The 26,342-nt window shown below is 70.4% G+C and carries 29 protein-coding genes and 1 tRNA gene; 11 read left to right on the top strand and 19 right to left on the bottom strand.

Annotated features, from left to right (window positions below; genetic code table 11):
- Positions 1 to 194: 194 nt before the first annotated feature.
- Positions 195 to 503 carry a small hydrophobic protein gene (locus ACFVYF_RS03520; RefSeq protein WP_389450069.1) on the top strand — a complete coding sequence of 103 codons (309 nt, stop codon included), beginning with the start codon at positions 195 to 197 and terminating at the stop codon, positions 501 to 503.
- A 50-nt stretch (positions 504 to 553) separates the two neighbouring features.
- On the opposite strand, the gene ACFVYF_RS03515 is transcribed toward ACFVYF_RS03520, so the two are convergent.
- Together ACFVYF_RS03515 and aceE are read right to left on the bottom strand one after the other, a co-directional pair.
- Complete coding sequence (locus ACFVYF_RS03515) at positions 554 to 1,321, bottom strand: potassium channel family protein (protein WP_389450066.1); 768 nt, start codon at positions 1,319 to 1,321, stop codon at positions 554 to 556.
- A 140-nt stretch (positions 1,322 to 1,461) separates the two neighbouring features.
- The gene (aceE, locus tag ACFVYF_RS03510; RefSeq protein WP_389450063.1) at positions 1,462 to 4,209 is read right to left on the bottom strand and encodes a pyruvate dehydrogenase (acetyl-transferring), homodimeric type; all 2,748 of its coding nucleotides are present in this window, start codon (positions 4,207 to 4,209) and stop codon (positions 1,462 to 1,464) included.
- Positions 4,210 to 4,677: 468 nt separating this feature from the next.
- Here aceE and ACFVYF_RS03505 point away from each other — a divergent pair, with 468 nt between their 5' ends.
- From ACFVYF_RS03505 to ACFVYF_RS03480, 6 genes are all read left to right on the top strand, one after another.
- Positions 4,678 to 5,115 (top strand): DUF3052 domain-containing protein, encoded by a 438-nt coding sequence (locus ACFVYF_RS03505; protein ID WP_383282988.1) that lies wholly within the window; start codon positions 4,678 to 4,680, stop codon positions 5,113 to 5,115.
- A gap of 317 nt (positions 5,116 to 5,432) precedes the next feature.
- Positions 5,433 to 5,891, top strand: a complete 459-nt coding sequence (locus tag ACFVYF_RS03500) for a peroxiredoxin (protein ID WP_389450638.1) — start codon at positions 5,433 to 5,435, stop codon at positions 5,889 to 5,891.
- Between the two features lie 112 nt (positions 5,892 to 6,003).
- Positions 6,004 to 6,579 carry a TerD family protein gene (locus ACFVYF_RS03495; protein WP_389450060.1) on the top strand — a complete coding sequence of 192 codons (576 nt, stop codon included), beginning with the start codon at positions 6,004 to 6,006 and terminating at the stop codon, positions 6,577 to 6,579.
- A gap of 133 nt (positions 6,580 to 6,712) precedes the next feature.
- Positions 6,713 to 7,288, top strand: a complete 576-nt coding sequence (locus ACFVYF_RS03490; protein WP_389450057.1) for a TerD family protein — start codon at positions 6,713 to 6,715, stop codon at positions 7,286 to 7,288.
- Positions 7,289 to 7,405: 117 nt separating this feature from the next.
- Positions 7,406 to 8,554 (top strand): DUF475 domain-containing protein, encoded by a 1,149-nt coding sequence (locus tag ACFVYF_RS03485; protein ID WP_389450055.1) that lies wholly within the window; start codon positions 7,406 to 7,408, stop codon positions 8,552 to 8,554.
- 263 nt (positions 8,555 to 8,817) lie between these two features.
- Entirely contained in the window at positions 8,818 to 9,555 is a 738-nt protein-coding gene (locus ACFVYF_RS03480; RefSeq protein WP_389450052.1) for a Tellurium resistance, read from the top strand.
- A gap of 25 nt (positions 9,556 to 9,580) precedes the next feature.
- Here the strand turns inward: ACFVYF_RS03480 and ACFVYF_RS03475 are convergent, their stop codons facing one another.
- On the bottom strand, positions 9,581 to 10,486 hold the full coding sequence (locus tag ACFVYF_RS03475; RefSeq protein ID WP_389450049.1) for a TerD family protein: 906 nt from the start codon (positions 10,484 to 10,486) through the stop codon (positions 9,581 to 9,583).
- A 189-nt stretch (positions 10,487 to 10,675) separates the two neighbouring features.
- Between ACFVYF_RS03475 and ACFVYF_RS03470 the strand changes: the two genes are divergently transcribed.
- The 3 genes from ACFVYF_RS03470 to ACFVYF_RS03460 all read left to right on the top strand — a co-directional run bounded on the left by ACFVYF_RS03470 (position 10,676) and on the right by ACFVYF_RS03460 (position 15,342).
- Positions 10,676 to 11,839 carry an HpcH/HpaI aldolase/citrate lyase family protein gene (locus ACFVYF_RS03470; protein ID WP_389450046.1) on the top strand — a complete coding sequence of 388 codons (1,164 nt, stop codon included), beginning with the start codon at positions 10,676 to 10,678 and terminating at the stop codon, positions 11,837 to 11,839.
- 75 nt (positions 11,840 to 11,914) lie between these two features.
- Positions 11,915 to 14,515 (top strand): phosphoribosyltransferase, encoded by a 2,601-nt coding sequence (locus tag ACFVYF_RS03465; RefSeq protein WP_389450043.1) that lies wholly within the window; start codon positions 11,915 to 11,917, stop codon positions 14,513 to 14,515.
- On the top strand, positions 14,515 to 15,342 hold the full coding sequence (locus tag ACFVYF_RS03460; RefSeq protein WP_389450041.1) for an HAD family hydrolase: 828 nt from the start codon (positions 14,515 to 14,517) through the stop codon (positions 15,340 to 15,342). Before ACFVYF_RS03465 ends, ACFVYF_RS03460 begins: the two co-directional genes overlap by 1 nt.
- A 64-nt stretch (positions 15,343 to 15,406) precedes the next feature.
- Here the strand turns inward: ACFVYF_RS03460 and ACFVYF_RS03455 are convergent, their stop codons facing one another.
- From ACFVYF_RS03455 to ACFVYF_RS03440, 4 genes are all read right to left on the bottom strand, one after another.
- Positions 15,407 to 15,631: a zinc ribbon domain-containing protein gene (locus tag ACFVYF_RS03455; RefSeq protein WP_389450038.1), complete on the bottom strand. Its 225-nt coding sequence runs from the start codon at positions 15,629 to 15,631 to the stop codon at positions 15,407 to 15,409.
- Between the two features lie 38 nt (positions 15,632 to 15,669).
- On the bottom strand, positions 15,670 to 16,293 hold the full coding sequence (locus ACFVYF_RS03450) for a DUF4383 domain-containing protein (protein ID WP_389450035.1): 624 nt from the start codon (positions 16,291 to 16,293) through the stop codon (positions 15,670 to 15,672).
- Between the two features lie 410 nt (positions 16,294 to 16,703).
- Positions 16,704 to 18,125, bottom strand: a complete 1,422-nt coding sequence (locus ACFVYF_RS03445) for a hypothetical protein (protein WP_389450032.1) — start codon at positions 18,123 to 18,125, stop codon at positions 16,704 to 16,706.
- Positions 18,126 to 18,199: 74 nt separating this feature from the next.
- Positions 18,200 to 19,039 (bottom strand): DUF4097 family beta strand repeat-containing protein, encoded by an 840-nt coding sequence (locus ACFVYF_RS03440; RefSeq protein WP_389450029.1) that lies wholly within the window; start codon positions 19,037 to 19,039, stop codon positions 18,200 to 18,202.
- A gap of 266 nt (positions 19,040 to 19,305) precedes the next feature.
- On the opposite strand from ACFVYF_RS03440, the gene ACFVYF_RS03435 reads away from it, so the two are divergent.
- Positions 19,306 to 19,380 (top strand) — tRNA-Val (locus ACFVYF_RS03435).
- A gap of 92 nt (positions 19,381 to 19,472) precedes the next feature.
- Here the strand turns inward: ACFVYF_RS03435 and ACFVYF_RS03430 are convergent.
- The 12 genes from ACFVYF_RS03430 to ACFVYF_RS03375 all read right to left on the bottom strand — a co-directional run bounded on the left by ACFVYF_RS03430 (position 19,473) and on the right by ACFVYF_RS03375 (position 26,340).
- Positions 19,473 to 20,606: a site-specific integrase gene (locus ACFVYF_RS03430; RefSeq protein WP_164375646.1), complete on the bottom strand. Its 1,134-nt coding sequence runs from the start codon at positions 20,604 to 20,606 to the stop codon at positions 19,473 to 19,475.
- The gene (locus ACFVYF_RS03425) at positions 20,606 to 20,818 is read right to left on the bottom strand and encodes a helix-turn-helix domain-containing protein (protein WP_164375647.1); all 213 of its coding nucleotides are present in this window, start codon (positions 20,816 to 20,818) and stop codon (positions 20,606 to 20,608) included. The genes ACFVYF_RS03430 and ACFVYF_RS03425 overlap by 1 nt, the downstream gene beginning before the upstream one ends.
- A complete protein-coding gene (gene repSA / locus ACFVYF_RS03420; RefSeq protein ID WP_389450026.1) occupies positions 20,815 to 22,206 on the bottom strand; it encodes a replication initiator protein RepSA in 1,392 nt (463 codons plus the stop codon). The genes ACFVYF_RS03425 and repSA overlap by 4 nt, the downstream gene beginning before the upstream one ends.
- Entirely contained in the window at positions 22,194 to 22,397 is a 204-nt protein-coding gene (locus ACFVYF_RS03415) for a hypothetical protein (protein WP_329188288.1), read from the bottom strand. The genes repSA and ACFVYF_RS03415 overlap by 13 nt, the downstream gene beginning before the upstream one ends.
- On the bottom strand, positions 22,397 to 22,582 hold the full coding sequence (locus tag ACFVYF_RS03410; RefSeq protein WP_389450023.1) for a hypothetical protein: 186 nt from the start codon (positions 22,580 to 22,582) through the stop codon (positions 22,397 to 22,399). Before ACFVYF_RS03410 ends, ACFVYF_RS03415 begins: the two co-directional genes overlap by 1 nt.
- Positions 22,583 to 22,672: 90 nt before the next feature.
- Positions 22,673 to 23,230 (bottom strand): GGDEF domain-containing protein, encoded by a 558-nt coding sequence (locus tag ACFVYF_RS03405; protein WP_389450020.1) that lies wholly within the window; start codon positions 23,228 to 23,230, stop codon positions 22,673 to 22,675.
- 89 nt (positions 23,231 to 23,319) lie between these two features.
- Positions 23,320 to 23,628 carry a SpdD-like protein gene (locus ACFVYF_RS03400; RefSeq protein WP_389450017.1) on the bottom strand — a complete coding sequence of 103 codons (309 nt, stop codon included), beginning with the start codon at positions 23,626 to 23,628 and terminating at the stop codon, positions 23,320 to 23,322.
- Between the two features lie 23 nt (positions 23,629 to 23,651).
- The gene (locus tag ACFVYF_RS03395) at positions 23,652 to 23,807 is read right to left on the bottom strand and encodes a hypothetical protein (protein WP_190034180.1); all 156 of its coding nucleotides are present in this window, start codon (positions 23,805 to 23,807) and stop codon (positions 23,652 to 23,654) included.
- 10 nt (positions 23,808 to 23,817) lie between these two features.
- The gene (locus ACFVYF_RS03390) at positions 23,818 to 24,009 is read right to left on the bottom strand and encodes a mobile element transfer protein (RefSeq protein WP_190034181.1); all 192 of its coding nucleotides are present in this window, start codon (positions 24,007 to 24,009) and stop codon (positions 23,818 to 23,820) included.
- A gap of 18 nt (positions 24,010 to 24,027) precedes the next feature.
- The gene (locus ACFVYF_RS03385) at positions 24,028 to 24,702 is read right to left on the bottom strand and encodes a DUF2637 domain-containing protein (RefSeq protein WP_389450014.1); all 675 of its coding nucleotides are present in this window, start codon (positions 24,700 to 24,702) and stop codon (positions 24,028 to 24,030) included.
- The gene (locus ACFVYF_RS03380) at positions 24,702 to 24,905 is read right to left on the bottom strand and encodes a hypothetical protein (protein ID WP_190034183.1); all 204 of its coding nucleotides are present in this window, start codon (positions 24,903 to 24,905) and stop codon (positions 24,702 to 24,704) included. The genes ACFVYF_RS03385 and ACFVYF_RS03380 overlap by 1 nt, the downstream gene beginning before the upstream one ends.
- A 79-nt stretch (positions 24,906 to 24,984) precedes the next feature.
- A complete protein-coding gene (locus ACFVYF_RS03375) occupies positions 24,985 to 26,340 on the bottom strand; it encodes an FtsK/SpoIIIE domain-containing protein (protein ID WP_389450011.1) in 1,356 nt (451 codons plus the stop codon).
- Positions 26,341 to 26,342: the final 2 nt, after the last annotated feature.

Below are 26,342 nucleotides of genomic sequence, written 5' to 3'. Positions count from 1 at the left end.
GCCCTTCCCGCGCGCCGGTGTGGGCGTGTCCATTGTTATCGTTGTTTCAGCCCCCCCCCCCATGTTGCCCCCCGCGGCCCTGGGGGCGGGGGGCGGGGGGGGGCCCCCCCCCCCGACAGGTCTGTGCGAGGGGATCGGGGGTACCCGCACATCGAACCCGAACTGACCGACACGGTCTGGAAGTTCAGGAGTTGATGATGGCGGGTTTCGGAAACGGCACGCGCAGGTACCCCCGCTCACGTGGCCGGACGTGGTCACGGAGCGGGCCGGATCGCGCGACGCTCGGAATCGTCGGTGTCATCTGCGCGGTCGCCGGATTCTTCGTGCTGGGGATCATCCTCGGCCCGGTGGCGATCGTCTGCGGCTGGCTCGGCATGGGTCGCAGCTGGGGCGGCGCCCGCCCACTCCCGGCGCTCATCGCCGTGGTCCTGGGCGCGATCGACACCCTGCTGGCCGTCATCTGGCTGGCCGGTACGTCGCCGATGGGCAACGGACTGCTCTGATCCCGGCCCGGTCCCGGCAACGGGCCGGCGCCGGGTCGGGCCGGCGAAAGCTACACCGGCTGCGAGGGCTCGGTCGGCCCCGGTACCGCCTGCGGCACCCGGGACAACTCGGCGAGCTCCGCCCGCAGGGCGCGTACCTCGTCCGTGAGGGCCTCGATCGCGGCGGTCTGCCGGCGTTCCTCCACGTCGTCCTTCTCGAACCGCGCGATGAACCACGCGGCGATGTTGGCGGTGACGACACCGAGCAGTGCGATGCCGGAGAGCATCAGGCCGACCGCGATGACGCGGCCCAGACCGGTGGTCGGGGCGTGGTCCCCGTACCCCACCGTGGTCATCGTCGTGAACGACCACCACACCGCGTCGCCCAGCGTCTTGATGTTCCCGTTGGGTGAGTTCCGCTCCACCGAGAGCACGGCGAGCGAGCCGAACATCAGCAGCCCGACCACCGCGCCGGCGACATATGTGGTGAGCCGGATCTGCGAGGCCATCCGCGCCCGGCGGCCCACCAGCATCAGCGTCGAGACGAGCCGCAGCAGCCGCAGCGGCTGGAGGATCGGCAGGATCACCGCGCACAGGTCCAGCCAGTGGGTGCGGACGAAGGCCGGCCGGTCCCGCACCAGGGCCAGCCGTACGACGTAGTCGGCGGCGAACGCGCCCCAGACCACCCACTCCACCACCGTGCACCCGGTGGTCAGCGAGCGGCTCGCGTCGCTGTCCACGATCGGCACGGCATAGGCGACGGCGAACGCCACCGCGAGCGCCAGCAGAGGCCGCTGACTGAGCCGTTCCCAACGCCCCTGCGCCGATTCATCCTTCATACGCGCATCGTAGAAAACAACGCCCCACGGACGCGCCCGACCGAGGCGCCCCGCCAGGGGCGCGGGGAACTGCGCGACCAGCCCCCACGCCCCCGCAGACAATCACCGGCCTCGAAGAGCGCCGGTACTCGCGCGGAGCGCTACGCGTCGCCGCCCGCCGCGCCCGGGTCGGCCGCCGTCACGTCGAGCAGCTGGTAGCGGTCGATCGCCTGCTTCAGGACCGACCGGTCGACCTTGCCCTCGCGCGCCAGCTCGGTCAGCACCGCGACCACGATCGACTGCGCGTCGATGTGGAAGAAGCGCCGGGCCGCGCCGCGCGTGTCCGCGAAGCCGAAGCCGTCCGCGCCCAGGGACTGGTACGTGCCCGGTACCCAGCGCGCGATCTGGTCGGGGACCGAGCGCATCCAGTCGGAGACCGCCACGAACGGACCTTCGGTGCCCGACAGCTTGCGCGTCACATACGGGACGCGCTGCTCCTCCTCCGGGTGGAGCAGGTTGTGCCGCTCCACGTCGACCGCCTCGCGGCGCAGCTCGTTCCAGGAGGTCGCCGACCAGACGTCCGCCTTGACGTTCCACTCCGAGGCCAGGATCTGCTGGGCCTCGACGGCCCAGGGGACCGCGACACCCGACGCCATGATCTGCGCCGGAATCGTCCCCGCGGTCCCTGCGGAGAAGCGGTGGATGCCCTTGAGGATGCCCTCGACGTCCACGTTCTCCGGCTCGGCCGGGTGCTGGATCGGCTCGTTGTAGACCGTGAGGTAGTAGAAGACGTCCTCGCCGTGCGGGTGCTCCTCGGAGGAGCCGTACATCCGGCGCAGACCGTCCTGCACGATGTGCGCGATCTCGAAGCCGTACGCCGGGTCGTACGCGACACAGCCCGGGTTGGTCGAGGCGAGCAGCTGCGAGTGGCCGTCCGCGTGCTGCAGACCCTCACCGGTCAGGGTCGTACGGCCGGCGGTCGCACCGAGGACGAAACCGCGCGCCAACTGGTCGGCCATCTGCCAGAACTGGTCGCCGGTGCGCTGGAATCCGAACATCGAGTAGAAGACGTACACCGGGATCAGCGGCTCGCCGTGCGTCGCGTACGCCGAACCCGCGGCGATCAGCGAGGCCGTACAGCCCGCCTCGGAGATGCCGTCGTGCAGCATCTGCCCGGTCGGCGACTCCTTGTACGCGAGCAGCAGTTCGCGGTCCACCGACTCGTACTGCTGGCCGAGCGGGTTGTAGATCTTCGCACTCGGGAAGAACGAGTCCATGCCGAAGGTGCGGTACTCGTCGGGCGCGATCAGCACGAACCGCTTGCCGATCTCCTTGTCCCGCATGAGGTCCTTGAGCAGGCGGACAAACGCCATGGTCGTGGCGATCGACTGCTGACCGGAGCCCTTCTTCACGCTCGCGTACGTCTTGTCCTCGGGCAGCACGAGCGGCTTCGACCGCACGACGCGGGTCGGGACGTACCCGCCCAGGCCCTTGCGGCGGTCGTGCATGTACTGGATCTCCTCCGAGTCGCGGCCCGGGTGGTAGTACGGCGGCGCGCCGTCCTCCAGCTGCTTGTCGGAGATCGGCAGGTGCAGCCGGTCGCGGAACCCCTTGAGGTCGGCGACGGTCAGCTTCTTCATCTGGTGCGTGGCGTTGCGGCCCTCGAAGTTCGGGCCGAGCGTCCAGCCCTTGACCGTCTGCGCCAGGATCACCGTCGGCTGGCCCTTGTGCTCCTTGGCCGCCGAGAACGCCGCGAAGATCTTCTTGTGGTCGTGACCACCGCGGCCCAGGTGCAGGATCTGGTCGTCCGTCATGTTCTCGACCATCGCGCGCAGCCGGTGGTCGTGACCGAAGAAGTGCTCGCGGATGTACGCGCCGGTCTCGGTGGCGTACGTCTGGAACTGGCCGTCCGGCGTGGTGTTCAGCTGGTTGACCAGCACACCGTCGCGGTCCTGGGCGAGCAGCGGGTCCCAGGTGCGGTCCCAGACCAGCTTGATGACGTTCCAGCCGGCGCCCCGGAACTGCGACTCCAGCTCCTGGATGATCTTGCCGTTGCCGCGCACCGGGCCGTCGAGCCGCTGGAGGTTGCAGTTGACAACGAAGGTCAGGTTGTCCAGGCCCTCGCGCGCCGCGATCGACAGCTGGCCGAGCGACTCCGGCTCGTCCATCTCGCCGTCACCGAGGAACGCCCAGACGTGGGACTTGGAGGTGTCCGCTACATCGCGCGCCGCCATGTAGCGGTTCATCCGCGCCTGGAAGATCGCGCCGAGCGGGCCGAGGCCCATGGACACGGTCGGGAATTCCCAGAAGTCCGGCATCAGCCGCGGGTGCGGGTACGAGGACAGGCCGTACGGCGCCTTCGACTTCTCCTGCCGGAACGCGTCGAGCTGCTGCTCGGAGAGCCGGTCGAGGAGGAACGCGCGGGCGTAGATACCGGGGGACGCGTGCCCCTGGAAGAAGATCTGGTCGCCGCCGTCGCCCTCGTCCTTGCCGCGGAAGAAGTGGTTGAAGCCGACGTCGTAGAGCGAGGCGGAGGAGGCGAAGGTGGCGATGTGGCCGCCGACGCCGATGCCGGGGCGCTGTGCCCTGGACACCATCACGGCCGCGTTCCAGCGGGTCGCGTTGAGGACCTTGCGCTCGATCTCCTCGTTGCCCGGGAAGAAGGGCTCGTCCCTGGTGGCGATGGTGTTGACGTAGTCCGTGCTGCGCATCTCGGGCACGGCCACGCGCTTCTCGCGGGCCCGCTCGATGAGTCGCAGCATCAGGTAGCGGGCCCGCTCCCGGCCACGCTCGTCGACGGCGGCGTCCAGGGAGTCGAGCCACTCCTGGGTTTCTTCAGGATCAAAGTCAGGAACCTGACTCGGAAGGCCGCCAATGATGATCGGGTTGCGATCGGATCCGGAAGCCACGCTGTTCCTTCACTGTCAGAGGGCCATTTTTCGCTGGTATTCCAGGTGTCTGCACCGTTCCCCATCGTGTACCTCGGGAACGGAAACGTCATCTCTACTGCGGGGTAATCAGGACGTTTGTCCAGCCCCAGAGGGGCGGGCCCGGCCAAATCGCAACGATACGCCCAGCCCTTCTCGCGTTCCGCAAAGCCTTTCGACTCCCGTACCCTCGGAGGGTTCCGAATTCCGCAAACCGGGCAGAAAGGTGTGGTGTGCATCACTCGGGGCTGTGATTCCATGCCTGGAGTTGCGTCGACACGGCCAGGATCGTCACCGTTTCGGCGGTCTCGACGGCCGGGTACTTGCGCGATCCGCCCCGCCCGTGTGGACTACGGCCAATGCTTCGCGCACGCGCGTGGCTGAAGACTTCCCCCAGCTCCCGACGGAGACGGGGGAGACCCCCAACCGAACATGATCAGGAGGCAACCCGTGAGCGCGACCGCGGACCACGCGGAGGAGAGGACGAACCCTGCCGCGAGGCTGGGGTTCCAGCCCGAGCAGGTGGTCCAGGAGATCGGCTACGACGAGGACGTCGACCAGGAGCTCCGCGAGGCCATCGAGGAAGTCATCGGCACCGAGCTCGTGGACGAGGAGTACGACGACGTCGCCGATGCCGTGGTGCTGTGGTTCCGCGACGAGGACGGCGACCTGACGGATGCCCTGGTGGACGCCACCACGTACATCGAAGAGGGTGGCACCATCCTGCTGCTGACGCCGAAGACGGGCCGTGACGGCTACGTCGAGGCCAGCGACATCGCCGAAGCCGCGACGACCGCGGGTCTGTCCCAGACGAAGACCGTCAGTGTGGGCAAGGACTGGAGCGGCAGCCGGCTGGCCACGCCCAAGGCGGCCAAGTCGAAGCGGTGACGCCCCGCCGGGTCGGGCCGGGCACCTCTGCCGGGAGCTTCCGCTTCCGGACCCTCGGACATTCGGCCTGAAGGGCCTCGTCCACGAACGCCGGACGGGCTGAGAGACGTTTCTCAGCCCGTCCGGCGTTTCGTTTCCCGTCCCGTCCCGTCCCGTCCCGTCCCATCCCGTACGGCGTTTCGAGCCTCGGCCCGTACGGCGTTCTGTGTCCCGGCCTCCCCGTGCGCGTGCCCACGGCCGCCACCCGCACGGCGTGCGGTGACCGCTGCGTAGGGTGGTCTCACCCGAACAGCCCCCTGGAAGGGAAACGCGTGACTATGGCGATCGAGGTCGGCACCAAGGCCCCGGAATTCGAGCTCAAGGACAACCACGGCGCCACCGTGAAGCTGTCCGACTTCCGCGGCGAGAAGAACGTGGTGCTGCTCTTCTACCCGTTCGCTTTCACCGGCGTGTGCACCGGTGAGCTGTGCGCCCTGCGCGACGAGCTGCCGAGGTTCACCGACCGTGACACCCAGCTGCTCGCCGTCTCCAACGACTCCATCCACACCCTGCGCGTCTTCGCCGAGCAGGAGGGCCTGGAGTACCCCCTGCTGTCCGACTTCTGGCCGCACGGCAACACTTCGCGCGCGTACGGCGTCTTCGACGAGGAGAAGGGCTGCGCGGTGCGCGGCACCTTCATCATCGACAAGGAAGGCGTCGTCCAGTGGACCGTCGTGAACGGCCTGCCGGACGCACGCGACCTGAATGACTACGTGAAGGCGCTCGACACCCTGTGATTCTTCGGCCCCAAGCCCTGCAGGGTGCGGGAACCCGTCACTAGGATCGACACGTTGATCCGATACCGAACGCAGTCGGGGCATCCCGCCCCTGAACACCAATGGAGGACTCGTGGGAGTCAGCCTCAGCAAGGGCGGCAACGTTTCGCTGTCGAAGGAGGCCCCGGGCCTGACCGCGGTCATCATCGGTCTGGGGTGGGACATCCGCACCACCACCGGTACCGACTTCGACCTCGACGCCAGCGCCATCCTGACGAACGCGGAGGGCAAGGTCAGCAGTGACGCCAACTTCGTGTTCTTCAACAACCTGAAGAGCCCGGACGGCTCGGTCGAGCACACCGGCGACAACACCACCGGTGAGGGCGAGGGCGACGACGAGCAGATCAAGGTCAACCTCGCCGCCGTTCCGGCCGATGTCGACAAGATCGTCTTCCCGGTCTCGATCTACGACGCCGAGAACCGCCAGCAGTCGTTCGGCCAGGTCCGCAACGCGTTCATCCGCGTGGTGAACCAGGCGGGCGAGGCCGAGATCGCGCGGTACGACCTCTCCGAGGACGCCTCGACGGAGACCGCCATGGTCTTCGGCGAGCTCTACCGCAATGGTGCGGAGTGGAAGTTCCGTGCCATCGGCCAGGGCTATGCCTCGGGCCTGCGCGGTATCGCGCAGGACTTCGGCGTGAACGTCTGAGCCGACGGCAGGCCCTGTGGCCTCTGGCTCACCCGTCCGGCGCCGCACTTCATCCAGTGCGGCGCCGGACGCGCTCGACAGCGGCGGCGGACCGCTGGACAACTGAAGTAAGACCTCGGGGAGGACCAGCATCATGGGCGTCACGCTCGCCAAGGGAGGCAATGTCTCCCTCTCCAAGGCCGCACCCAACCTCACTCAGGTGATGGTCGGGCTCGGCTGGGACGCGCGCTCCACCACCGGAGCCCCCTTCGACCTCGACGCCAGCGCCCTGCTGTGCAACGCGGGCCGGGTGCTCGGTGACGAGTGGTTCATCTTCTACAACCAGCTCAAGAGCCCGGACGGCTCGGTGGAGCACACCGGAGACAACCTCACGGGTGAGGGCGAGGGCGACGACGAGTCGATCCTGATCGACCTCTCCAAGGTGCCCGCCACCGTGGACAAGATCGTCTTCCCGGTCTCGATCCACGACGCCGACAACCGCGGCCAGACCTTCGGCCAGGTCAGCAACGCCTTCATCCGCGTCGTCAACCAGGCCGACGGCCAGGAGCTCGCCCGATACGACCTCAGCGAGGACGCGTCCACCGAAACGGCGATGATCTTCGGCGAGGTCTACCGGTACGGCGCGGAATGGAAGTTCCGCGCGGTCGGCCAGGGGTACGCATCAGGGTTGCGGGGCATCGCCCTGGACTTCGGAGTCAACGTCTCCTAGCGCTTGTGGGGGCCGCCCGCGCCGGCCGGAGGGACTGCGCTCTACACTTCGTGGTCAACGTTAGGTAAAGCCGAGTACGGCGCGGGGGAGACCCGTACATACACGATTGGGTAGCCAGTGCTTCTGAAAACCTTCGGCTGGTCGTTTGCGGTCACCGCGCTCGGCTTGGTCGCGGCGGGCTTCTACGGGGGGTGGACCGCTCTCGGCATCGTGGCGATCCTTTCCATCCTGGAAATCTCGCTGTCCTTCGACAACGCGGTGGTCAACGCCGGAATCCTGAAGAAGATGTCTGCCTTCTGGCAGAAGATCTTCCTCACGGTCGGTGTGCTGATCGCCGTCTTCGGTATGCGACTGGTGTTCCCTGTCGTCATCGTGGCGGTGACCGCCAAGAAGAACCCGATCGAGGCGGTCAACCTCGCGCTGACCGACAAGGACCAGTACCAGCAGCTGGTGACCGACGCCCACCCGGCGATCGCGGCCTTCGGTGGCATGTTCCTGCTGATGATCTTCCTCGACTTCATCTTCGAGGACCGGGACATCCAGTGGCTGCGCTGGATCGAGCGGCCGCTGGCCAAGCTCGGCAAGGTCGACATGCTGTCGGTGTGCATCGCCCTGGTCGTCCTGCTGGTCACCGCGTTCACCTTCGCGACCCACGCCCACCAGCACGGCGGCGCGCACGTCGACAAGGCGCAGACGGTCCTCATCTCCGGCATCGCGGGCCTGATCACGTACATGGTCGTCGGCGGTCTCTCCGGCTACTTCGAGGACAAGCTCGAGGAAGAGGAGGAGCGCGAGCACGAGGCGGAGGAGGAGGCCCAGCGGTCCGGCAAGAAGAAGCCGGCCATCGTCCTCGCCGGCCAGGCCGCGTTCTTCATGTTCCTCTACCTGGAAGTGCTGGACGCGTCCTTCTCCTTCGACGGCGTGATCGGTGCCTTCGCCGTCACCAACGACATCGTCCTGATGGCCCTCGGCCTCGGCATCGGCGCGATGTACGTCCGGTCGCTCACGGTCTACCTGGTCCGCCAGGGCACCCTCGACGACTACGTCTACCTGGAGCACGGCGCGCACTACGCGATCGGCGCCCTCGCCGTGATCCTGCTCGTCACCATCCAGTACCAGATCCACGAGGTCATCACGGGCCTCGTCGGCGTGGTCCTGATCGCCTGGTCCTTCTGGTCGTCGGTACGCCGCAACAAGGCGCTGGCGGAAGCCGAGGGAAAAGGGGAAGCCTCGGACGAGAAGGCTGAGGTCTCGTCCGGGGTCTGAAACAGCCCCTCTTTTTCAGGCTCGGTTCGCCTCCGGGGCGGCAAAGCCGGTGTCGAAAGGGCGCGACCGTGCTCGACCCTCCTTCGGCGGGCACTCCGCGCGCTCGCGCCCTCGACACCGGCGCGCCCCTTCGGCCCGCTCGCCACAGGGCGCCGACTCTTCGGTGTGAACCGGGCCCGGGTGCGGAACGCTCTGAACGGGGCGGCCGTGAGGACGAATCCTCGCGGCCGCCCCGCCGCATATCTAGGCACGTGGGGGGCGGAATGGGATTCTGGGAAGACCTCTGGCGCGGACGCTCGGCGGACTTCGACTCGGGCAGCGCGTCGACCAACGCCATCGAGCTGACCAAGCGCCACCGTCAGGTCTCACTCACCAAACAGGGCGCCGCCACCGGCAACCTGCGCATCAACCTGTCCTGGCGGATGCGCACCTCCGACATAGGCGGGCCCGAGCGCGGCAGCCTGCTGCGCCACCCCTTCCAGGCGTTCAAGCCCGAAGTGGTCCAGGCGCACACCCAGAGCATGGTCAACGTCGACCTCGACCTCGGCTGCATGTACGAGCTCGCGGACGGCACCAAGGGCGTCGTCCAGCCGCTGGGCGGCTTCTTCGGCGAACTCAACGCGCCGCCGTTCGTGAAGCTCAGCGGCGACGACCGCTTCGGCTCGGGTTCCGGCGAGACGATCTTCGTCAATCTCGACCACCGCGACGACATCAAACGGCTGCTGGTCTTCGTCTACATCTACGACCAGACGCCGGCCTTCGACCGTACGCACGCCATCGTCACCCTCTATCCGAGCAACGGCCCGCGCATCGAGATCGGCCTCGACGAGCGCCACCCGCAGGCCCGCTCCTGCGCGGTCGTGATGATCGAGAACAACAAGGGCGAGCTGACCGTCCGCCGCGAGGTGAAGTTCGTGTACGGCTTCCAGGCCGAGCTCGACCGTCTCTACGGGTGGGGCCTGCAGTGGGGGCGGGGCTACAAGTCGAAGGCCGACCGCTGAGCCGCCGCCCGCTGCCGTGCGCGGCTCAGCGTCCGATGAACTGCGGCCCTTGAGGCGGCAGCCGGAATTCCGGGTCCGGCAGCGTGCCCACGGGCTGCGGATAGCCGTAGGCGGGCGGCTCGACGGCCGCCGTCTGGGGCTGCGGATAGCCGTAGGCCGGCTGGTTCGGGGGCCGGCCCGCGGGCTCCGGATAGCCGTACGGCCCCGGTGCGGGCTCCGGGGGATAGCCGTAGGCGGGCTGGGAGGCCTGCTGCGGCACCGGTGCGGGCTGCTCGGGAGGCAGCGGCACCGAGGTCTCGGGCGGGCCGGCGGGCGCGGACCAGGTGCCTTCCGGGGTGGCAGGGGGCGTCGCCCAGGTGCCGTCGGGCGGGGTCGGCTCGGTGGTCTCCGACTCGTCCACCGAGATGCCGAAGTCGGTCGCCAGGCCCTGCAGGCCGTTCGAATAGCCCTCGCCGAGCGCCCGGAACTTCCACCCCTCGCCGCGGCGGTAGAGCTCCCCGCAGATCAGCGCCGTCTCCGCGCCGGTCTCCGGCTTGATGTCGAAACAGGTCAGCGGTTCACCGTCCGCGACCGTCGCGTCGTACAGCAGGATGCGCAGATCGCGTACGCGGTCGAAGGTGACGCCGTCAGCCGAAGCGACCAGCAGAATCTGTCCGACAGCGGACTCGACACCCGCCAGATCCGTCTGGATCGTGTCGGTGAGGCCCTCGGCGACCCGCTTCTTGCCGAGCCGCCAGACCTTGGCCGACGGGTGCCGGGGCTGGTTGTAGAAGACGAAGTCCTCGTCGGATCGCACACGACCGTCGGGACCGAGGAGCAGCGCCGAGGCATCGACGTCCGGTACGCCCTGCCCCGGCGTCCAGCGCAGCACCGCCCGTACTGCTGTGGCGTCCAGCGGGACGTTCGACCCCTTCAGCATCGCGTGCGTCATGCGGTCATCCTGCCCTCTCGCGGCTGGTCACGACAATGCGGGGTACTCGGTGCCCGCACAGGAAGGGCGTGTGCCGGACACGGCTGAGTTACCAGAACTTCATGCCCGGTGGGAACTCTTGACATAGGAATCTACGTACTATTACCGGCCACATCACGTCAGGCCGCCTAGCCGCCACGGGGGAGTCTCATGCGTCATTTCGGGCACATAGCCCCTGAAGAGCGACAGCGTCTCTTCCACCAGGAGCCGGGCGTCTTCACGGCTCAGTCCCCGGCGCGCGTCCTCGCCGCGGCCCTCGGCGCCACCCTCTACAGCCCGGCGACCCGGCCGCAGCTGGCCGACGACATCGTCAAGCAGAGCGGACGCGGTGTGATCTCCATGGTCCTGTGCCTGGAGGACTCGATCGACGACGCGGAGGTCGCGGACGCCGAGGAGAACCTGGTCCGCCAGTTCACCGACCTCGCCGGCCGGCCGGGCGCGGAGCTCCCGCTGCTGTTCGTGCGGGTCCGCGCCCCCGAGCAGATCCCGGACCTCGTCGACCGGCTCGGCCCCGCCGCCCGGCTGCTGTCCGGATTCGTCCTGCCGAAGTTCACCGAGGAGCGAGGCGTCCCCTTCATGGAGGCGCTCACGTCCGCGGAGGCGGCGAGCGGACGGCGGCTTTTCGCCATGCCCGTCCTCGAATCGCCCGGCCTGCTCTACCTGGAGTCCCGCCGGGAGACCCTGGAGGGCATCTCCCGCACGGTCGACAAGTACCGCGAGAGAGTCCTCGCGCTGCGGCTCGGTGTCACCGACTTCTGCTCCGCGTACGGACTGCGCAGAGCGCCCGACATGACGGCGTACGACGTGCAGATCGTGGCCTCCGTGATCGCCGACGTGGTGAACGTGCTGGGCCGGTCCGACGGCACCGGATTCACCGTCACCGGGCCCGTGTGGGAGTACTTCCGGGTCCAGGAGCGCATGTTCAAGCCGCAGCTGCGCCGCAGCCCCTTCACCCCGGAGGCCGAGGACCTGCGTGCCGCACTGATCGAGCACGACATGGACGGGCTGCTGCGCGAGATCGCCCTCGACCGCGCCAACGGCCTGATGGGCAAGACCTGCATCCACCCCTCGCACGTACTGCCCGTGCACGCACTGTCCGTCGTCAGTCACGAAGAGTTCAGCGACGCCCAGGACATCCTCCGGCCCGAGCGGTGCGGCGGGGGTGTCCTGCGGTCCGCGTACACGAACAAGATGAACGAGGTGAAGCCGCACCGCGCCTGGGCCGAGCGCACCCTCCAGCGCGCCGAGGTCTTCGGCGTCGCCAACGAGGACATCGGCTTCGTGGAGCTGCTCGCCGCGGGCCTTCCGGCCTGAGGCGGGGACGGGCCGGCCCGTCCGGCCGACCTATCGAACAACCGGCCCCCGGGCCGGACGACCAGCAAGGAATCGATGAGCAACGTGGTGTGGACGGGGACCTGGGTCGCGCGGCGGCTCGGTGTCGAACTCGTCGGTGACGAGAAGCTGAGCGACCTGCTGGGGCTGGCGCTGCGGCGCAACCCCAAGCGGGCCCATCTGCTCGTCTCGAACGTGCTCGGCAAGCATGTGCCGCAGTCACCGACCGTGGTCCACGGGTACGGGTTCACGCTCGGCCGCCGGGTGCGCGACCTGCTCGGCACCGACGAAGCCCGCGCCGCGGTGGTCCTCGGCTACGCGGAGACGGCCACCGGCCTCGGCCACTCGGTGGCGGACGGCGTCGGCCTCGCGCCCTACCTCCACTCCACCCGCCGCCGGGTTCCCGGAGTCGCCCAGGCCGGCGGCTTCGAGGAGTCCCACTCCCACGCGACCTCGCATCTGCTGCTGCCCGAGAACCCGCGGCTGCTGTCGGGCGCCGGCCCGCTCGTCCTCGTCGACGACGAGTTCTCCACCGGCAACACGGTCCTCAACACGATCCGCGCCCTGCACGAGCGCTTCCCGCGCGAGCGGTACGTCGTCGTGGCCCTGGTCGACATGCGCTCCCCCGCCGACCTGGGGCGCCTGGCGGAGTTCGCCCGTGAGATCGGCGCGCGCGTCGACCTGGTCACGGCGGCGTCCGGCACGGTGAAGCTCCCGGACGGCGTCCTGGAGAAGGGGCAGGCGCTGGTCGCCGCGTACGAGCGGGGGCCGGTGGCCGGGCATGAGTCCGACTCGGCCGTGCCCCTCGTTCAGCCGCACGCCGGACCGGTCACCCGCGTCGAGCTCGGCTGGCCGGACGGCGTGCCCGACGGCGGCCGGCACGGCTTCACGCCCGAGCACCGCATACGGCTGGAGGGCGCGCTCCCCGCCATGGCGGCCCGGGTCACCGACGCGCTCCCGGAAGGGGCGCGGCGCGTCCTCGTACTCGGCTTCGAAGAGCTGATGTACGCGCCGCTGCGGCTCGCCCGCGAGCTGGAGCAGGCCGTGGACGCCGAGGTGCGGTTCTCCACCACCACCCGCTCGCCCGTCCTCGCCGTCGACGACCCCGGCTACGCGATACGCAGCCGCCTCGTCTTCCCCGCCCACGACCACCCGGACGACGGCCCCGGCGAGCGGTACGCGTACAACGTGGCGGGCGCCGGCTTCGACGCCGTCCTCGCCGTCGTCGACTCGGCTGCCGACACCCCCGAACTGCACGCCCCCGACGGCCTGTTGGCGCAACTCGCGGCCCACACGCCGACGGTTCTGCTCGCCGTCGTACCTTCGTACGCGCCCGCGAGTACGGCGCGGGCGGCGGGGGAGCCGGGCGCCTCGTCCGCGGTCGTACGACCGGACACCTCGCACGCGGCCCTGCGGCCGGACGACAGTACGCACGCGGCCCTGCGGCCGGACGACAGTACGCACGCGGCCCTGCGGCCGGACGTCACCGAAAGGCGCTTCATGCTCCCCGAGCCCCTCCGCGGCCCAGCCTTCTCCTCCTACGCGCCGGACGAGGTCGGGTGGCTGCTGCGGGACCTCTCGGACGTGCACCTGGAGGCGCCGACCGAGGAGCGCGAGGAGGCGATCCAGAGCGGCGGCGCCCACTACGCGGAGTCGCTGCCCGTGGAGTACCAGCCGACCGAGCAGTACCAGCAGCTCTTCCAGGCGGCCCTGGACACCTCCGCGGCCCGGATCGCCCAGGCCGTCGGCGCGGTCACCGAGCTGGTGCTCGCCGAGCGGTCACCGAGACCCGTCCTCGTCTCGCTCGCCCGCGCGGGCACGCCCGTCGGCGTCCTGATGCGCCGCTGGGCCCGGCACCGCCACGGCCTCGACCTCCCGCACTACGCGGTGTCCATCGTGCGCGGCCGGGGCATCGACGCCAACGCGCTGCGCTGGCTGGCCGCCCACCACGACCCCGCCGACGTCGTCTTCGTCGACGGCTGGACCGGCAAGGGTGCGATCACCCGCGAACTCACCCAGGCCGTCCAGGAGTTCGAGGCATCCGACGGCATCACCGGCTTCGACCCGGAGATCGCCGTCCTCGCCGACCCCGGCTCCTGCGTCCGCACCTACGGCACCCGCGAGGACTTCCTCATCCCCTCCGCCTGCCTCAACTCGACGGTCTCGGGGCTGATTTCACGCACGGTCCTCCGTGCCGACCTGGTCGGCGAACACGACTTCCACGGCGCGAAGTTCTACCGCGAACTCGCCGGCACCGATGTCTCCGTCGCCTTCCTGGACGCCGTCTCCGCCCACTTCCCCGAGGTCTCCGACGCAGTCGACGCACAGGCCAAGGAACTGCTCGCCGCCGACCGCGCCCCCACCTGGGAGGGCTGGGCCGCCGTCGAGCGGATCAGCGAGGAGTACGGCATCCACGACGTGAACCTCGTCAAGCCCGGGGTCGGCGAGACCACCCGCGTCCTGCTGCGCCGGGTCCCCTGGAAGATTCTCGCCCGCGCCGGGGCCGGCGCCGACCTCGACCATGTGCGGCTCCTCGCCGAACAGCGCGGCGTCCCCGTCGAGGAGGTCGGCGAACTCCCGTACACCTGCGTGGGGTTGATCCACCCCAAGTTCACCCGCGGGGCGACCGGCGCCGACGGCAAGGCGGTGACGGTCTGATGTCCGCGCCCAAGGTGCTCGTCGCCAGCGACCTCGACCGCACGCTCATCTACTCCGCCGCCGCCCTCGCGCTCACCATGCCCGACGCACGCGCTCCCCGGCTGCTCTGCGTCGAGGTGCACGAGAGCAAGCCCCTGTCGTACCTGACCGAAACGGCCGCCGGGCTCCTCACCGAACTCGGCGACACCGCACTCTTCGTGCCGACGACGACCCGCACGCGCAAGCAGTACCAGCGCATCAACCTGCCGGGTCCCCCGCCGAAGTACGCGATCTGCGCCAACGGCGGCCACCTGCTCGTCGACGGTGTCTCCGACCCCGACTGGTATGCCCAGGTGACGGCGCGGCTGGCGAGCGAGTGCGCCTCCCTCACCGAGGTGCGCGAGCATCTGGCCGCCACCGCCGACCCGGTCTGGGTCCGCAAACACCGGGTCGCCGAGGACCTGTTCGCGTATCTCGTCGTCGAGCGCGAGCTGCTCCCCGAGGAGTGGGTGAAGGAACTCGCCGTCTGGGCCGAGAACCGCGGCTGGACCGTCTCCCTCCAGGGACGCAAGATTTACGCCGTACCCAAGCCGCTCACCAAGAGCGCGGCCGTGCGTGAACTGGCCCGCCGTACCGGCGCGGTCCGCACGCTCGCCGCCGGTGACTCGCTCCTCGACGCGGATCTGCTGCTCGCGGCCGACCGCGGCTGGCGCCCCGGCCACGGCGAACTCGCCGAGGCCGACTGGACGGCACCCGCGATCACCGCACTGCCCGAGCGAGGGGTACTCGCCGGGGAGCGGATCCTGCGCGAATTCCTGCGGGAGGTCAGGGAGGTCAGGGAGGCGTAGGGGGCGCGTGGGGCTTTCTCAGCGGATGGCCCCCGAGCTTTCTCACCGGACGGCCCCCGGTTGATCAGCCGCAGCAGCCCCCGCCGCAGCAGCCGCCCCCGCCTCCGCCGCCCCCGCGGGGCGCCGGCGCCGGAGCCGAGGCCGAGCCGCCGACGGCCACGGTCGACAGGAGCTTCACCGTGTCGTCGTGGCCGGCGGGGCAGTCCGCGGGAGCCGAGGACGCCGCCATCGGACGGCTCAGTTCAAAGGTGTCGCCGCAGGTCCGGCAGCGGTACTCGTAGCGAGGCATACGCACAGGTTAACGGGCGCCCTCGTCGGCGGCGAGGGTCAGCCGGAGCCTCGGCCGCGCCCCGGCCCGGAGTCGTCGTGCGTGCTCCCGGGCAGCTGCCCGGCGAACCCCGCCCGCTGGGCCCCGTGGATCCGGCCGTGCGTCCGCTCCTCGGCCTCGGCCTGCTCCGGATGGCGGGAGCGCCAGTACGGGTTGTCGTGCGGCAGGGCCGAGCCGACTCTCCCGTACATGCCGAAGAACATCAGCATCACGCCGACCACAAAGCTGAACAGCACGTTCTGGATCCGGAAGGCGAGGAAGTTCGCGTCGGTGTCGAGCAGCGCCAGGTTCACGAAGCCGCTGAGGATGAAGACGACGCCGGCGATCATGTTGAGTGTCGAGGCGAAGTTCCCGCCGATGACCATGCCGGCGAAGAGCAGCAGACCGACGCAGATCGACAGAACGCTGAGCGTGCCGTTGGTGTTCAGCCCCGCGACGGTGTCCCCACGGGTGTCGAAGAAGCCGACCTTGTCGATCAGGCCCAGGATGCCGAAAGCGAGCAGCACGAGGCCCATGAGACCCGCGCCGACCCGGTAGAACTTGCTGAGCCGGTGGTCGACCGGCAGATGCTCGTCCAGTCGGATACGCCGTCTCGACTCCGGATGAAGTACGTGAGTGGCCATGTCCGCCTCCCTCTGCCACTGGCGGAGGTCGTACGTACGGTACGAAGGCTTCCCGTACGCGGTCTTCCCGTACGAACTCTTGCCGTACGAACTCTTCCCGTACGGAGACTTCCCGTACGTCGTCTTCAGGATCCGCCCGCCGGGCCCGGACCGGCAACATCAAGGCGCGCGGAACCCGGTGGAACCGGGCGACGGCCCTGCTCCCGCACGCTTTCGCACGTTCCCGCACGCTTTCGCACGTTCCCGCACGCTTTCGCACGTTCCCGCACGTTCCCGCACGGAGGGGAGCCGGTGGCCGGGGCTTCCGGCTCTGGCGCCCCTAGGCGCCCCGGGATCGGTGTTCTGGGGCTGAGGCGCCCGGGGGACCCCGTTCCTGGGCTCCGGTGCCCCGGAACCCCGCGCTCCCGGGCTCAGGCCCCGGAACCCCGCTCCTCCCGGATCTGTGTGACCACGCGTGTGACCGTCCGGCGGACGGCCTCCGTCTCCGTCAGGAAGTGCCAGTAGTCGGGATGGCGGCCCTCCAGCGTGGCGACGGCGCGGTCGAGGCGCGCCACCGAGTCGTCCAGCGGCCCGGCGTGCCGCGGGTCGGGGGTGCTGCGGCCGCTCATGGCGAGGCGCTGGGCGTCGCGGATCGCGAAGCGGGTGCGGTCGATCTCCTGCTGCGGGTCCTTCGCGACCGCGTTCAGCCGCTGCAGCCGGTCGCCCGCGGCCGAGACGGCCTCGTCGGTGTGGTTCAGCAGCGCCCGGACCGTGGACAGCAGGGAGGTCGCGTCCGGCCAGCGCTGCTCGTCGCGCGCGGCCCGCGCCTCCTTCAGCTTCAGCTCGGCCTGCCGTACGTTCTCCTCGGCCTGGTCCGGTACGTGCTGGAGGTCCTGCCAGCAGGCGGCGGCGAACCGGCGGCGCAGCTCGCTCAGCACCGGCTCGACCTGCCCGGAGCGGGTGGTCAGGGCCTGCGCGCGGGTGCGCAGCGAGACCAGCCGATGGTCGATCTCGGCGGCCCGCTCGGGCAGCCGCTCGGCCTCCGCCCGTACGGCCTCGGCCTCGCGGGCGACCCGCTCGGCGCGCTCCAGCGTCTCCGGTACGCCGTGCTGGCCGGCGCCCTGGTTGAGCTTGGTCAGCTCGGGACCGAGGGTGGCGAGCCGGGCGGCGAGGTCGTCGGCCTTCAGCCCCGAGCCGCGTACGGCATCGAGGGCGTTCGAGGCGGCGAGCAGGGCCTGGCGGGCGCGCTCGACAGCCGGTGCGAGCCGGGCCAGCTGGGTCTCGGCCTTGCCGAGCAGCGGCCCGAGCCCCTGGGTGAACCGGTCCAGCTCCTGCTTGACCCGGCCCAGCTGGTCCTTGGCGGCGGTCAGCTCGGTGCGGGCCTGCGCGGCGGCCGACGCCTCCAGGCCGTCCCGGTCGAGGTCGTGGGCGTCGACCGCTTCGATGTACTGGTGACTGGCCTCGTCGATGCGCCGGCCCAGCGCGTCGAAGTCGGCGACCGCGCGGCGGGCCGCGGGGGAGTCGTCGACCGCGGTGATCGTCTCTATCGAGATCCGCAGATCGCGCTGGGCGGTGTCCAGCTCGTAGAAGGCGGCCGCGGCGGCGTCCTTCGCTGCCTGTGCCTCGGCCCGCTGGCTCTCGGAGCGCCCGCCGAACCAGCGCCGGGTACCGCCGCCGGCGAAGGCGGCGGGCAGCGCGAGCGCGGCGAGCAGCGGAAGGGCCATCAGGGCCAGCGCGTCACGAGCCGCACGCGAAGGGCCGGCGGCGCGGCCGGCCCGGGGCCTCTGAGGGCGACGTACTCGCTGCGCGCATGGCACAAACGGCGTGTACGGCTGCGAAGGTGTCGCCGTCACATCCCTCTCCCGTGCTGTGGTCCGCCCTGCCCGGTGTCATTCTCCCACCCGATAGGGACGAACACACGGGCCGGTCAGTTCGCGGTTCGCACGGTGACCTTCCCGTCGTCGGTCCGGGCGGAAACCACATGGGAGCTGGAGTCGTTCCGGGGCACCGACACCCGGACGGCGCCGTCGCCGGTCTCGGTGGTCACCCGGTAGGTGTCGTGGGGGAGCCCGATGGTGATGGAGCCGTCCTTGCTGCGCGACTCCACCAGGTCCGGTACGACGCCGAGTTCGAGCCGTACGGAGCCGTCCTGCGTGTTGGCCTTCACGCGGCGCGAGCCGACGCCGAGCGCGGTGACCGAACCGTCGTCGGTGACCAGGTCCAGCGGGCCCGAGGACTCCGTCACGCGGACGGCGCCGTCCGACGTACGAATGGCGAGCGCCTCCTTGAAACCTTGCGCCGTCACGCGTCCGTCGCTGTCCTTCACGGTGACGGCGACCCCGCGCGGCACCTCGATCCGGTGCCTGGCCGCGCAGTCGGAAACCACGCCCGAGCACTTCATCCGCAGGACGAGCCGGTCGTCCTTCATGGACCAGGTCGCCCGCGGGTCCCCGCCGACGACGACGTGCCCCTTGAACCACCGGGTGACCTCCACCTTGTCGGCCGCCGCGGAGTCCGCGACCACCAGGTCGAGCGCCGAGTCGTCCGAGTCGATGGTGAGCGTGCGGCCCTGGAGCGCGAAGGAACGGTGATCCGGATCCTTGTCGTCCCCGGCGTCGGCCCCACAGGCGGTGGCCGTCGCGACGAGCGCCACGACCACGGCGGAGGCGGCCACGATCCGGGTGCGGCGGCTGCGGGGGCGCAGGGTGCGGGCGCGTAGGGTGCGCCGGGTGGAACGGGCCTGTGTAGTACGGGCGGTGCGAGTCATGCGAATCTCCCCCTGGTAAGCCCCTGGTAGGCCCCTGATAAGAACGGCGACGTGCGCTTGGCCCGTCGGGCCGCGTGCCGCCGACGCCCGCGGACGTCCGCGGACGTCCGCCGATGCCCTTCGACGTCCTTCGACCGTACGGAGCGGCGGCCGCGCGCGGGATCCGGTCCGCTCCCCGATCAGGGGTGGGGATAACCCCCCGCCCGGGCCCCGGATACGGGTTTGCGGGACAGGGCCTCGGGCAATGTAGGCTGTCGACTCGTCCTGGGCGCGTAGCTCAGTGGTAGAGCGCCGCCCTTACAAGGCGGATGTCGGCGGTTCGAAACCGTCCGCGCCCACCAGTCCCAGGACACGACTAAGGCCCAGGTCAGCCGGTGTGAAGCCGGATGCCTGGGCCTTGATCTTTTTCGGCGACTTTTCGCCGCCGTGCCACTCACGTGCCAGATGGTCCGTGCGGAGGCCGCTTCACCTTCTTGATCTGACCGTCCACGTAGTCCGCGATCTCGTGGTCGCGGCCGTTGACGAGGTGCTGATAGATCAGCGCGGCCCGCACCGACGAGTGGCCCATGCGGTGCATCAGCTCACGGGTGGTGGCGCCGCCGGTCGCGGCGAGCGTGTTCCCGGTGTGCCGGAGATCGTGGAAGTGGACGTCACCGAGGCCGGCCGCGGCAAGGGCGCGGAGCCAGATCCGCCGGAAGTTGTTCCGTCGGAGAACACCGCCACGGGCCCCGATGAAGACGAGCCCAGTCCGGCCGGCCTCTGCGTGCTCGGCCAGGTGCTGCGCCAGCTCGGGCACGATCGAGGCCGGGAACGCCACGGTGCGGACACCCGCCGCGCTCTTGGGCGCCTTGACCGTGAGGCCTTCGGTTCGGGTCTCGGCGTACGAACGGCGGACGGAGACGGTTCGGGCCTCCAGGTCGATGTCCCGGCGCTGGAGCGCGGCCAGCTCGCCGAAGCGGAGTGCGGCGAACGCGGCCAGGAGCACCAGGGCGCGGCAGTGAGGGGGGACCGCGTCGGCGAGCCGGTACACCTCGGGCACGGAGAGGAACGGCCGCTCGGTGTGGGTGACCGTGCCCGCGCCCTTGACCCGGCAAGGATTGCGTTCGATCAGCCCGTCATCCACGGCGGTGTTCATGATGGCCCTGAGGACTTGGTACGCCTTAGAGACGGTGGCCGACCCGACCCCCGCGTCGAGGAGATCGGTACGCCAGCGCCTCACCTGCGGAGTGGTGATCTCCCGCAGGGGGACCGCACGGAACGTCGGCAGGATGTGCCGGTTGAGCACGCCGGCGTTGCGCTCTCGTGTGGTGGCCGCGTAGTCACGATCCTTGAACCACGACTGCGCGAAGTCACCGAACGCAATCTTCACGTCCGGGTTCGTCCAGTCACCGTCGAGGATTTTGGCCTCTTGTTTGACGAGCCAGCGGTCCGCATCTGTCTGCGTCGCGAACGTCGCGTCAGCCGTCCGCATCAGACCGTCCGGACCCCGGTAGCGAGCCTGGAAGCGGCCAGAGGGCAGCTTGCGCACGGAGCCGAAGCGGCGACGGCGCCTCTTGGAGTTAGGCATCAGGCCACCGCCTTCAGGCGCGAGGCACGGACCGTGATCGGCTCCACGGTGTGCTCCGTGATGTAGGCATCCACGGCACTCTCCGGGATGCGGACGTGGCGACCGACCTTCACGAAGGTGATGCGTCGCTCGGCTATCAGTCGCCGGGGGAAGCGCGCGGAGGTGCCAAGGACTTCGGCCACCTGGTCGACGCTGAGGTATCGGTCTTTCATGCGGCGGCTCCTTCCGGTACGAGCTGGTCGCGTAGGGCTTCGCGGGCGGTTTCGCGGTTGTGTTGGAGGTCGCGGGCGATGGTGGCGGCGAGGGCGGATTCGCCGGGGGTGTGGCCGTGGCCGGCGTACTGCCAGTCGGCCAGGACGAGGACGGTGTCCGGCTCGCGGTCGTCCAGGCCGAGGGCTTCGCGTTCCTGTGCGGCGCGGAAGTCGGCGCGGGCCTGGCGGAGTTCGCCGAGGGTGGTGGAGTAGCGGCGGGACTTGGAGGAGAAGTGGCCGCGGAAGCCGAGCATGTGCGCCCAGGCCCACAGCCGTCGTTCGGGGTAGAGCGGATCGAGGTGCTTGCACGCTTCGATGAGGCGGCGGGTGTGGTCGGGGATCTGGTGGCGGTCGAGTTCGGAGAGTTCGCCGATGCGCCGGTCGAGGCTGCCGGTGTTCTCTGCCCCCTTGGTCGCGTACTTGGCGACGTAGGAGGCAACTGCCTGCTCGGTGATGTCGGAGCCGTCGCCGAACGCCTTCACGGGGCGCACGTCGAGCTGCGTTCCCCACCGGAAGGTGCGGGCGGGCTCGCCCTGGACGGCCGGGACGGAGACCGAGGTGTAGGAGTGCGCCGCGGCGGCGTGGATCGCGTCGGTGAGAAGGCCGGCGCTCGCCCAAGACGGTGGCGGGGTGTCGGGTCCGTCCGGTCCGTCGAGGCGGATGACGGCGTGGAAATGGAGGGCGCCGCGCTTTTGGAACTCGGCGACCTTGCCGTAGGAGAGCCGGGCCGACTCCTTCAACTCCCGCTGTGACAGGCCCGCGCGGGCAGCGAGTTCGCGGCGTAGCCGGTTGGTGAAGCGCTGCCAGAGTTCGCCCGCGTGGTTGTTGAAGAGGACCGCCCCCGAGTAGTCGTAGGTGGCTGGGTCGAGTGCCGTTCCGAGGGTGGGGTCGTCGGCGGGGTGGCGGGTGCCGCAGCGGCAGATGCCTCGGTCGGGGCGGTTGTGGACGGGGCCGAAGGACGGGGCGGTGAGCGTGGCGAAGACCCTGGGGTGATCGCGGACGGTGGAGGGGATGTCGCGGCGGTCGTCGCCCGCCAGGCCCGCGCGGATCAGGTGATAGGTGTCGCCCGCGTACGTCCAGGCGCAGGAGGGGCAGCGGGAGGCGCGGCGGTTGCCGCACGCGACCCGCAGCCGTCCGCCGGGCTCGGATTCGGTCGAGTAGTGGTGGAGGGTCTCGCCGGTTGTCTTGTCTTTGCTGAGGGTCCAGCCGGTGAGGTGGATGGGGTCGGCGCAGCCGCCGGTACGGCGGATCTGCTCGTGCCAGCGGTCGAAGTCGTCGGCCGAAGCCACCCTCAGCAGATCGCCGAGGGTGACCGGGTCGAGCTGGGTTGCGAGGTTCAACGGCGCCATCCCCGCTTCTGAGGGGTGCTGGCGTTGCGGCTGGATGCCTCGTTGGAGGAGCGGCCGGCGGGGGTGCCCTTCGCGGCGCGGTCCTTGTCGTGCAGGTGGTGCGCCTTGGCGATCTTCTTCAGGCGGTCGTAGTCGCCGTCGATCGGGTCCGGCGGAATGCGGTCGACTCCTCGGCTCCAGTTGCGGGGCATCAGACGCTCACCGCCTGGCGCACGGCGGGGCGGGTGGTGGTGCCGGTGCCGTGGCAGGCCGGGCAGCGGGCGGTGACCGTGCGCAGGTGTCCACGGCGGTCGCGGCCGCCGAGGGTGATGGCGGCGGAGGCGAAGCCGTCGCAGTTGGGGCAGATCCGGGACCGGGCTCGGGTGCGGTGCGTCATGCTGGGAGTTCCTTTCGATTGCGGTTGGAAGGGGCCGGACTGTCCGGGCGGCGGCGATGCTTGGCGGCTTGTGCGCCGCCCGGAGGCCGGTCAGGTGGAGGCGGGGCGTTGCCCGCGGCGGGTGGCGCGTCCCTTGGCCGCGTACATGGCGGCGTCGGCAGCGGCCAGGGCGTCGGGGAGAGTTCGGGTGGGCAGGTCGGCAAGGCGGCACGAGCCCAACGAGGCGGCGAGCGGCAGCATCTGTCCGGCATGGAGGAAGGGCCGGTGCAGATCGCGGCTCAAGTCCCCCAGCTGGGGCCCGGCGAGGGGATCGACGACGGCGACGAACTCGTCACCTCCGAGCCGTCCCGCGATGCCGTGCCGACCGCACCAGTGGGTGAGGCGGGCGCCAGTCGCGGCGAGGGCGGAGTCCCCGGCGGCGTGGCCGTAGGAGTCGTTGAGGGTCTTGAAGCCGTCCAGGTCGACCAGGACGACGATCGCGTCCGAGTGTCGGCGGATGAAGCGGATGGTGCGGGCGGTCCATCCGGCTCGGGTGTGCAGGCCGGTGAGCGGGTCGCGGCGGGCGGCGGCGAGGCGGTGGGCGAGGAGCCCGGAGTGGGTGGCCCAGCCGACTAACGGCAGGACGGCGGCGAGCGATTGGGTGTCCACGGTTCTCCTTCTGTGGCGGTTGGAAGGGGTGCGTGAGCCGTCCGGACGGCGGCGATGCTTGGCGGCTTGTGGCGCCGTCCGGAGGCCGGTCAGCGGCGCCTGTTCTCGGAGGTGATCAGCGAGCGGATGACCAGCGCGCAGATGGCGACGGACGCACCCGTGATGGCGATGGCGAGGAGCATGGAGACCAGGACGGTGCCGACGACCAGGACCACGGCCGTCCCTCCACCGACGAGGGCGATCACGGCGCCGGGGGTGAGCTGGACAGTCGGCCGTGCCGCTGTCGGCGTCAGCGTGGAGGCGGGGGCGGCCTGGATGATGGTGGTCGGCTCGACGGCGGCGGGCGGGGCGAGCTGGCCGGTGGGCTGGGGCATGGTCGGGACCTTGGGGCGGAGCATGGTGGATCTCCCTTCGAGGGCGGCTACTTGACGGCGGTGTCGATGACGGGGGCCAGCAGGCTGTCGGCGAGGAGGTAGCCGCCGAGGAGGAGGACGGCGACGAGCCACCAGGGCGGGCGGATGAGCTTGACGCCGAGCGAGCCGACGACGATCAGGGCGAGCCAGAGCGGAACCTGCACGGGTGTCTCCTCAGCGGGCGGGGCAGCGGTGGGTGCGGGCGGCGAGCTGGGCGGCGGTCTGGCTGGAGTAGTCGGCGGACCAGCCGCAGTGGTCGTTGGTGCACACGGCGGCGTGCTTGGTGTGGCCGTGGCGGTCGCGGTGGGTACCGATCTGCACGGGGCCGATCCGCATCAGGGAGTGGAAGTTGTCACGGGCAGGCATGGCGGTTCTCCCTTCGTTTCAGGCGAGTTGGGCGGCGATGGCGTCGGCGAGCTGGGGCGGGACGCCGAGCCGGGCACGCAGGGTCTCGGTGTCGATCGGGGACCCGGTACGGGTGTGGTGGTCGGCGGCGAGCTTGCGAGCGTGGTCGACCAGCGCGGCCGGGACTGTCGGAGGCGGTGACGCCGGGGCAGCGGGGGCGAGCGCCGGGGTGTCCTCGACCGCGGGGAGCGGAGCTGGTTCGGGCTCTGGGTGGGGGGCGGATTCCTGCTCCACCTCCGGCGCCGGAACCGGTGCTGCAGGTGCCGGCCGAAGGGGCTCGGGATCCTCGGACGGGTGGGAGTGGGCGAGGAGGGTGCCGCCGAGGAAGGCGAGCGCGGGCCATCCGGCGATGCCGAAGCGCAGCCAGGCCGGGGGATGAGCGAGGTCGAGGAACCCGGCGGTGGCGACGTTCGCGCCGAGCGAGGCCACCAGGGCGATGAGGAACCAGCACCAGGCCAGCCGCGACGGACCGTCCGAGCGGAGCCGACGCCAGGCAGCGACGAGGAGCAGGTCGACGCTGATCGGGTAGGCCCAGGCCTTCCAGCCGTCCTGCCCGGCGGCATCGGCCAGGTCGTGGAGATGGGCGAAGGACAGGGCACCGGCGATGACGGCCTGGACGAGGACGGCGTCGACGCGGAACGCAGGGCGAGCCATCACGCCCTACCGGGGAAGTCGGGGCCGCCAGCGGGGTCGTAGCCCGGCGGGAACATGCCGGGCGGCGGCTCGGGCAGCGATGCGGCCAGGCACGGGCCGATGGTGTCGATGAACGCGTCGTCGGCACCGGGCATGTCCGCGTAGAGGGCCAGTGCTCCGAGCATCAGCACGGTGCGGTGGAAGTCCTCGATGTGTTCGCACATGGGGATCGGTCTCCCTTCAGGCATGGAGGGGGTAGGGACCTGGCGCGAGACGGTCACGCCGGCCGAGGAGCGGGAGGTGTCAGGCGGTCGCGGGAGCGGTCTTGGCGAGCGGCTCGGAGGCCGGGGCCAGGGACCCGACGACGGGCCGGAAGGGCGCGAGCGCGGGGACGTCCGGGGTGCGGTCGGCGTACCGGTTGCAGATGTTCACGGCCTGGCGCAGTGAGGTGTGCGGGGCGCGGATACGGGCCCAGCCGCCGGAGGAGTCGCCGGTCACGGCGATGCCGGGGGTCTCGGTGGGGATCTGGATGGCGGCGAGGACGGCGTCGGGGGCGATGTCGCCGAAGGCCATGTTGGCGGAGGATTCGTCGTTGACGCGGTGGGCGGTGCGGCCGGTGAGCTGGGCCCGCAGCATCGTGATGCCCTTGCCGAGTTCGGAGCCGAAGCGCTGCCCGCAGATCTCCAGATAGATGCCGGCGGCCCGGCCGAGCTGGGCGAGCCGGACCAGGGCGGTGATGATCCGGTCCCGCCGCTTCTCCTCGTCCTTGGAGGCGAACAGGGCCAGTTCGGCGACCTCGTCCACCAAGACCACGATCGGGACCGGGCGCAGGTGGTCGGGGAGGTCCCAGATGTCGGAGGCGATCTCCGCGTCCGGGACGTTCACCGTGATCCGCTGCTCAGCCCGGATCAGTTGGTAGACGTCTCCCATGTGCGTGACGAGGGCTTCTAGCAGGTCGAGGGCAGCGTCCGGGTTGTCAGCGAGCGCGGAGAACCGGCGGGCCAGCGGGAAGAGTTCGACCCCCTGCTTGCAGTCGATGCCGACCAGCGCGACGTCCAGCGGTGCGAGTCCGACGACCAGGTTGCGCTGGAATACGGATTTCCCGGACTCCGTGGCCCCGAGGATCAGACCGTGCGGGACGGCCCGGTAGTCCCGGTAGTGCACCGCACCGTCCTCGCGCAGGGCGACCGGAACGCGCATCGGAGCGGGATCGGTCTTGGCGGGCATGTGGACTCGCTTGAGGACGTCGTAGCCCGTCATCCGCACCTCGACCACACCCGAGCGCAGCTCACGTGAGGTCACGCCGTACATGGCGAAAGAGTGGCGCAACCGGTCTGTGGCGGCGGAGACGTCGAAGGCGTCCTGTCCGGGGCGGAGTTTGAGGCGAAGGACCAGGCCGGTCCGGGTCGGCCGCAGGCGCAGGATGCGCGGGGCCCGGGACTCCGGAACGGGCCGGTTGGCGATGCGGGCGAGGGCCAGGCGCCAGCGCGAGGGCGGGACGGTCAGCCTGCACGCGTCCATCACCGAGGTGTAGTTGACCAGCACCCGCCCGATGGCGAAGGCGGCACCGAAGGCCAGCCAGTACCAGGCGGGGCGCCGCCACCGCAGGATCACTGCGGCAGCGACGACGAGCACCAGCGCGACGGCTAAGACCTTCATGA

This window comes from Streptomyces sp. NPDC058274, assembly GCF_042881375.1.
Lineage (GTDB): Bacteria > Actinomycetota > Actinomycetes > Streptomycetales > Streptomycetaceae > Streptomyces.
The sequence above is the reverse complement of the archived record's forward strand: the minus strand, read 5'-3'. Positions and strand labels throughout refer to the sequence as shown.